Source organism: Streptomyces sp. NPDC111656, from assembly GCF_055656965.1.
Map to the genome: position 1 here is coordinate 129,865 of NZ_JBVKCA010000022.1, position 7,412 is coordinate 137,276.

Consider the following 7,412-nt stretch of genomic DNA (forward strand, 5'->3'; position numbering starts at 1 on the left):
GAGAAGCACGCCAGCCCAAGGCAGGGCCCCCGCCCAAGTTGCTTCGGGACGAAGGAGTCATCGCCCCATGCCCCGCCGTCACGGATCCGCCGTCGCGGCTTACTTTGACGGACGTCATTGATGTCCTGTGGGAGGTATGCCTTCAACGGGATGGATCGCTTGGCCCAATCTCCCCGGCACTTCGTTGCTGTTGGTCAGGAAGCAACCGGTCAACCATGATCTCTGGGCTGGACTGCATGTCCAGCGCCTTTAAGGCAGCAGCAGAGTGGAGGCGATCACGCGCAGTAGGATCTTGAACTCTGTCGATCAAGGCAGTTGCTGTTTCTAGCTTGTGATCGAGGTCAATCTTGAGATCCAGGCGATCCGCCTGCTCAGTAACGTGGGTACGCGCGCGGCGGGCATGAACCGCCAACGCGCCACCACCTACGGTGATGAGTGCTCCCGTCAGGCTGGTCACAATGGGCAGGTAACTGAGGTCCGGATTCCCGGCGTGGACTAGTGCGAGGACGCCGCCAGCCAGAATTACGGCAGCGCCTCCTGACATGAACCAGACACTTAGTCGGAACGTCCACTCTGCTTGTCTTAGCGAGTGCTTCAGAAAGTCGAAGTAGAACCGCTGCCGCTGCTCAGCAAGTGTCTCTGGGGTCTTGTTGGCTCCCGGAGGCTCATTGTCCGTGCCGTCTCCAAGATGGAGCACGAAGTCCCTGCCCTGAATGACCGGGCCATGGAAGGAACCGCCCGAAACCTCGTTGCGCAGCTCGGCCTGGTCCGCCTCCCCCTGCGCGCTGACAGTCCCCACGGGCTCAACCTCGCTGCCGCCGGCCGACTCTTCAGCAGACAACTCGGCTGACGAGTTGTCGCCGCTGGCACCCTGGTGCATAGACAACCCCCGCCTCGAAAGCCGCAGCTAAGGTACTACAGGCAGCGTAGCGGGGTGGCGAGGCACTGGAGGATAGTCACCGCAAGACCAGTTGCCGTAAGCAGCGTGCCCGACCCGTAGCCGATCACCCGAGGCCACGGGAAGCGCTGCAGTCTAGGTCGGCGGGAACTAGGGTGTCAGCATCGCTGCGCGGCAGTTCAGCGGCACAGCTCCTTTCACCTCAGCCGTAAGGTCGCGGTCCAGCAACCCCTCGCACAAGCCCTGCGGGACGCAGACGCCCAGCGCGTTGCACCGGGAGTCGTTTGCACCGTTTCAGGCGCCGTGCCACACGCGTGCCACTACGTCCGTGCGGAGCCCTTGTCGCCGTTGTCCGAGGGGTCTCCCCCACCGTCGCGGATCATCGCGCCAAGGCGGTCGGCAATGGCCGCCACGCCGCGATCGACCGGTGCCCGTGCTGCGGACAGCGCACGGTTGACGGTTTGCTGGGCTGGTGTGAGCTCGCGGCCCGGTGGGCGTCTGAGGGGTGTCGTCACCCATGAGCTTGCTCCGATGCAGGCCCGGTCGGCGAGGATCGGGACGCCCTGGCGCTCACAGATACGGATGATCCGGCGGGTGCGGGCCGCCGTCAGGTCGTGGGCGCGGCCGGGCAGAGCGGGTGCGATCAGCAATCGCCCGGCCGGGTCGGTCACCACCTGCACGTTCACTCCGTGTCGGCGGTGCTTGTGCGCGTAATCGGCTCGACTGTCGCCGACCCGGTCGCACACGGCAGGGGTGCCGCCCAGCAGGACGTAGTCGGGGTCGGCTTCGCGTAGCGCGCGGTAGGCCGGGCGCGCGGTCGGCGAGCAGGCCGATCACCTCGGTCGTGCAGGCGTGGTCGGTGCCGACGGAGATGCCGAAGCCGGTGGCGAGCTGCGCGAGAGTGTCGTGCCGGCGCAGGTACACCAGACCGACCAGAGCACGCTGGTGCGGTGGGAGCTTGCAGCGGCGGTCACCCTTGCGGGTGACGATGAGCATGGTGACCCACTCGACCAGGGCACGGAGCAGGTCGAGTGCAACAGGTCAGGAAACCAACAGGGCTGCTGTGCCAGCGAGTTGAGACGTCGATCACCTCCCTCAACGGCAAGGGGGCCTTGTCCGTTGCGGACGGTTACGTCGTCACTCGATCAGTGGTCACGCTAAACACCTCAGTGGCCACGCTGAAACACCTCGCTAGCCAACGCCCACCCCGGTGGAACGATTACGGCGAGACCTCCACCAACCCCAGACCGTGTGGCCCACCAGAGCGACCGCAACGGCAACAGCCGTGAACCGAACGGTGGTCCAGGTACCCAGAACAACCTGACTCGGCCCGCGCGACTCCGTCTCCAGACGCATGGAAGTCTCATAAAAAGCCACCAGGGGAATAAGCAGCCGGAAGAACAGGCCGCCGATACCCGGCACCTGCGCGATGTTCCCCAGGAACCCAAGGGGTGCTCCGAAGAAGAATGCCAGCACACCCCAGAGGGCAATTCCGGATGATCCCGCACCTGAGGAATCCAGTCCACCTAGGGAGGCCAGGCTTCCCTTAGTCAGGTAGTAGGTCACGACACCGATAGCCAGCCCCAGAGACGCGAGAACAACCGATTCGATTTTAGACCGGCGGAAATAACCCACCAGAAACGCGTAACAGGCCCACGGCCACCCACCAGTGAAAACGGCGCCCACGGCCGCACCTGGACTGCCACCCCAATGCTCAGCGGTAGGCCCTATCAGGCCAAGCAACAAGCCAAGCCCGAGTGGCACCGCAAACGACGCGGCCCGAGCACCCCAAAAGTTCACTCTCTCCCCTTCCGACCCTAATGCGCCATTACTCCGGGCGCGAGTGCGCCCGGAGTAATGGCCCACCCGAGGGAGATCAACCCTCATCACGGCGGACACATTTATGCATTATCGTAATATGCGTAGCAGGTATATGCCGCACCTTGTGTGTGGTTGGCGTAGGAAGTCTGCCCCTTCGCCACCCAGCCACTTGAATGGTCGATGTTGATGACCCTGACCGTTGACTTGTGAGTCACATCCGCGATGTAGTTCGAGTAACACTTCTTTCCAGTTCCACCCGACGCCGATTCGGACCCATAGCACCACTTGCCATGAGTCACATTCTCGCAGGTATTCCCTTTCGCCTGAACGGCCGAATCTTTGATTTCCAGCTTTACCACGCCCCACTCAGAGGGGTTACCCAGCTCCGCTGGCGGCTTGACGCCGTCACCCCTCTTGTGGATGACGGGCTGCCCAGGTATGAGGCCGCCGCTGGCCTCAATCACGGTATCGCCGGTACCGGTTCCGCTCTGAGGGCCGTAGGCCGCCGCCGGGGTGGCGAAGCTGGAAACCGCAAGCGCGGCGCCCGAAATGCCGAAGAGTATTGACTTTCCAAACCTTTTCACGTTTCCCCCTTTTCCACCCCCGCTATCGAGGGCTAGTACTCCAGCTGTAGATCGCGATCTTGGTGTCGGGTGTGGTCCTGAGGGCGGGGCGATATGGGATCGCGTGAGGCGGTCGCCAACTGGCACGCTGCCGCCATGGATCACGCGGAAGTACTACTCATCGGCGGGCGGGCCGGCGTCGGCAAGACGACGGTGGGGTGGGAGGTTTCGGCGTTGCTGCGCGCTGCGGCGATCCCTCATGCGGTCATCGAGGGCGACTTCATGGGGCAGGTGCATCCGGCACCAGAGGGGGACCCCCACCGTTCGGAGATCACTGAGAGGAATCTGACGGCCGTATGGGAGAACTTCGCCCGGCTCGGCTACCGTCGTCTGATCTACACGAACACTGCGAGTGTGCTGCCTGAGGCGACGGGCATGTTTGAGCGCGCCATGGGGGCGAATGTGCGGATGACGCGGGTCCTGCTCACCGCCTCCGACGCCACCGCTCGCGAGCGGCTGGTGGGCCGGGAACTCGGCTCGGAGCTGGAAAAGGAGCTGGCAGGCAGTGTCCGTAAGGGACGGCTCCTGGACCAGCGGGCCACCGCAGGGACGGTGCGGGTGATAACGGACCTGCGGCCTGTCATCGACATCGCGCGGGAGGTGGTGGCCGCAACCGGCTGGGTCGGGCAGCGTTCCATACGCAGCTCGTGATCGTACTTGTGGGCCGGTCCGGGAGCAGGCGCGGCCACTGGTGATCATCGGTGTGTGAAGACAGAGGATCAGACGGTGGCCGCGGGCCACAGCATAGATCCTGCCCGCTGGCAGGAAGCGTTCGAGGTCCTGATGGGCCGGATCGCGGGACGGTTCGTCCGGGTGGAACCCCGGCGCCGGGCACGGGCGTTCGTGCTTGGGCTGTTGTCGGACCTGCCGCGCAAGAACTGCTGGACGCTCGCCGAACATGCTGGGGACGCGACCCCGTGCGGCCTGCAGCACCTGATGTCGAGGGCCAAGTGGGACGCCGACGCGGTTCGCGACGACATCCGCGGTTTCGTCGTCGAGCACCTGCGCCACGAGGACGCGGTGCTGATCGTGGATGAGACCGGCGACCTGAAGAAGGGCACGCACACGGTGGGCGTGCAGCGGCAGTACACCGGTACCGCCGGACGTATCGAGAACAGTCAAGTCGCTGTCTACCTTGCCTACTCCACCCCGCTCGGACACGCGGCGATCGACCGGGAGCTGTATGTCCCGCGTTCCTGGACCGAGGACACGGCCCGCTGCCGGGCCGCCGGGATACCCGACACCGTCGGCTTCACCACGAAACCTGCACTCGCCGCCCGCATGATCGGCCGAGCACTGGACTCCGGCGTCCCCGCATCCTGGGTGGCCGGCGATGAGGTCTACGGAGGCAACCCGCACCTGCGAGGTGAGTTGGAGAGGCGCGAGGTCGGCTACGTACTCGCCGTCGCCCGTGACCACCAGATCACCACCCGCGCGGGCAAGATTCGCGCCGACGCCCTGGTCAAGAAGCTGCCGAAGCGGGCCTGGCAGAAACTCTCCGCCGGCGCCGGAGCCAAAGGGCACCGCTTCTACGACTGGGCCCTGGCCGACATCGCCAACGACCGGCCCGGCCACCACCAGCTGCTCGTCCGCCGCAACCGGCGCACCGGCGAACTCGCCTTCTACCACTGCTACTCAGCGACCCGGGTTCCGCTGTCCACTCTGGTGCAGGTCGCCGGACGCAGATGGACGGTCGAGGAGACCTTCCAGTCCGGCAAGGGCCTGGCCGGACTGGACGAACACCAGGTCAGACGCTGGACGTCCTGGCACCGCTGGGTCACCCTCGCGATGCTCGCCCATGCCTTCCTCACCGTCGTCCGCGCCGACGAACACGCCCGCCACTCCGGGCCAGACGGCCTGATACCGCTCACCTGCAACGAGATCCAACGCCTGTTCAACGCGCTCGTCGTCCCGCTCGTCCACGGTACGGCCCACTGGCTCGCCTGGTCCCACTGGCGACGTCGCCACCAGGCCCGATCCCAGGGCAGCCACTACCAACGGCAACCCGACTACGCATGAAGATCGCGATCTACAGCTGGAGTACTAGGAAGGATCTTCTACGAGGGTGCTACGGCGGTCAAGGCTTGGCCGATTTGCGGCCCCGGCACGGCCTGAAATCATTGTCGGGCGGTGGTATTCACGGGCGGGGCCATGAACGCGCGGCCACGGCACGTGTGTTGTCAGGGCCCATAACACCCCCGCCGTCCTGGCCACCGTCCGCGACCTGATCCGCGGTGCTCTCAAGCTGGCCGGGCACGTCAACATCTCCTCCGCCCGACGCGCCCACACCGACCGACACCAAGTCCTCGCCCTCTACGGCATCACAAGATCACCATGAACCGGACATCCAGGGGAGAACGCCGGGGCCCTGGTCGTCGGCGTCGAGCACGACGACCCAGTTGGTCCGTGCCACGCGCTGCGCCCGGACCGCCACAGGTGACGCACGCCAGATAGCCGCAAATGGGCTGGCTAAGGTCGGTGGGGGTACAGCGAGACACACGCGCGCCTGGTCGGTTGGCGCGCCCGCCGTCGTGGCCGGCTGTCGTCGGCAAGCGCTGCCGGGTTTGCAGACCCTGATCGGCCACCTCCTCCCGCTCGCCTAGGACGGCACACCGGGCGGTGCTCATCTCCACTTGGAGGAGGACGACGGGCTCGAAGAAGGCTCCGTAGGCCTGGTCTTGAACAAGCCCTAGACGCCCTGAGCTTCCCAAGCTGAGGGCTTCCGGCCGTCGCAACGGGCCGGCCGTCGCCGCTTGCTCTGGTCGACGAACACCCCCGTAGCGTGGCTGAGGTCGGTGGGGGTGCAGCGAGGCATACGCGTGCGTGGTCGGCTGGCATACCCGCCGCCGTGGCTGACTGTCGTCGGCTGAGGTTCGTGCCACAACCGTGCCAGATGCAGGGGTCAGCCACGGTCAATGGCGGTGTCGCGCGGTCGAGTTGCCAGCCACCACAAGACGTATCGAAGCTGCAGGTCACCAGCAAGGCACCCCCGCCTCTCTCCTAAAGCGGTGGTCGTTGGAAGGGCAGCCCGCAGGCGGATGCCGGTGGCAGATCCTGTGGGAAACACAGGGGAGCGCACAGCATGATTCAGGCGGATCACAGCAAGGAGACAATCGCCGAGAGCGCCCAGAACAGTGCCATGGCTCCCAGGAGCAGGGAGACCCCACCGTAGACCCAGATGTTCATGTGTCTGTCGTAGGCAATCAGGATGATCCGCTCGGGATCCTCCGGCCGATACAGAAGCTCTACCCTGTCGCCCTCTGACAGTGGGCTGCGCATCGCGTGTGCTCCGCCCTCACCCATGACCTCTCGGCCATCAGCGAGCGCGTAGTGGACCTGAGGGTACAGCTGGGCGTCCCCGTCACCGTCCGTCGATTCCCGGATGCCAACGACAATGCCGGTCGTCCGGATCCCACGCCGACGAACTCCATGGACTCGCCAAGCATCGCGCCCCATTGCAACGGTGGCGCCGGCGAACACGACGCCGAGCAGCGCCCCCACTATGAACTCCCCCACATGAGGACCTTAGGTCTCAGATTGCCGAGACGTGTGACACTTCATGCGTCCGGCCCGCACCGTCTCGTCGAGGTCGGCGGCAGCCACGTGCCCTCCGCGTGCCCGTTCCGGCGGGAAGACACGGGGAGTCGCGGTGAACAACAGTCCGGGGCGCGCTCCATGCCCGGTCAGGAAGTTGGCAGTTGAGACCGGACCCACATACGCGACCTTCCAAACAAGTGCCGCAGAACCCGGGCAGCAGCGCTTGGACTGGGTCATTGGGAATCCACCGACCTCCATCGGCGTGTGACCGCTGGGCCGTCTGTGGGCCGTCCGAGGGTGGCCGACCACGACAGATGACGACGGTCCACGACGGCCTTCCCCCGTTATCTTTTTTTGCGGTCCTGCAAGAGGACCGCTGGCCTCTGGGCCCGGCATGGCTGTTCCCCCCTGTCGAACGCATGACCTGGGGGGTGGTGTCACCGGGCCCGAGAGGCGCCGTTGGAGACGCTGATGAGTGCCTCTGTGTGTCAAGCGGCCTCAGCGAGGGCCGTGTGGCGGTCGCGTTTGAGAGT

Annotated in this window: 6 protein-coding genes and 3 pseudogenes; 4 read left to right on the top strand and 5 right to left on the bottom strand. The window is 65.5% G+C overall.

The annotated features are described in order from the left end of the window. Nucleotides 1-142: 142 nt before the first annotated feature. From ACZ7M3_RS42950 to ACZ7M3_RS42965, 4 genes and pseudogenes are all read right to left on the bottom strand, one after another. Entirely contained in the window at nt 143-880 is a 738-nt protein-coding gene (locus ACZ7M3_RS42950) for a TRADD-N-associated membrane domain-containing protein (protein ID WP_472071042.1), read from the bottom strand. 419 nt (nt 881-1,299) lie between these two features. Further along, nucleotides 1,300-1,894: pseudogene (locus ACZ7M3_RS42955) on the bottom strand (transposase); the annotation flags it as partial. A gap of 195 nt (nt 1,895-2,089) precedes the next feature. Further along, complete coding sequence (locus ACZ7M3_RS42960; protein ID WP_472071044.1) at nt 2,090-2,584, bottom strand: hypothetical protein; 495 nt, start codon at nt 2,582-2,584, stop codon at nt 2,090-2,092. 215 nt (nt 2,585-2,799) lie between these two features. Further along, entirely contained in the window at nt 2,800-3,303 is a 504-nt protein-coding gene (locus ACZ7M3_RS42965; RefSeq protein ID WP_472071046.1) for a lactococcin 972 family bacteriocin, read from the bottom strand. A gap of 135 nt (nt 3,304-3,438) precedes the next feature. Here ACZ7M3_RS42965 and ACZ7M3_RS42970 point away from each other — a divergent pair, with 135 nt between their 5' ends. The 4 genes and pseudogenes from ACZ7M3_RS42970 to ACZ7M3_RS42985 all read left to right on the top strand — a co-directional run. After that, entirely contained in the window at nt 3,439-3,993 is a 555-nt protein-coding gene (locus tag ACZ7M3_RS42970) for an ATP-binding protein (RefSeq protein ID WP_472071048.1), read from the top strand. Between the two features lie 132 nt (nt 3,994-4,125). After that, nucleotides 4,126-5,361, top strand: coding sequence for an IS701 family transposase (locus tag ACZ7M3_RS42975; protein ID WP_472071067.1), 1,236 nt, complete (start codon nt 4,126-4,128; stop codon nt 5,359-5,361). A gap of 160 nt (nt 5,362-5,521) precedes the next feature. Beyond that, nucleotides 5,522-5,680: pseudogene (locus tag ACZ7M3_RS42980) on the top strand (ISAs1 family transposase); the annotation flags it as partial. 277 nt (nt 5,681-5,957) lie between these two features. After that, nucleotides 5,958-6,035: pseudogene (locus ACZ7M3_RS42985) on the top strand (Imm32 family immunity protein); the annotation flags it as partial. 403 nt (nt 6,036-6,438) lie between these two features. On the opposite strand, the gene ACZ7M3_RS42990 reads toward ACZ7M3_RS42985, so the two are convergent. After that, nucleotides 6,439-6,858 carry a DUF3592 domain-containing protein gene (locus tag ACZ7M3_RS42990; protein ID WP_472071050.1) on the bottom strand — a complete coding sequence of 140 codons (420 nt, stop codon included), beginning with the start codon at nt 6,856-6,858 and terminating at the stop codon, nt 6,439-6,441. Nucleotides 6,859-7,412 lie beyond the last annotated feature (554 nt).

What these genes read in the sequence shown, in the direction of transcription:
- ACZ7M3_RS42950 (WP_472071042.1), bottom strand. Translation starts at nt 880, where the DNA reads ATGCACCAGGGTGCCAGCGGCGACAACTCGTCAGCCGAGTTGTCTGCT.
- ACZ7M3_RS42970 (WP_472071048.1), top strand. Translation starts at nt 3,439, where the DNA reads ATGGATCACGCGGAAGTACTACTCATCGGCGGGCGGGCCGGCGTCGGC.
- ACZ7M3_RS42975 (WP_472071067.1), top strand. Translation starts at nt 4,126, where the DNA reads ATGGGCCGGATCGCGGGACGGTTCGTCCGGGTGGAACCCCGGCGCCGG.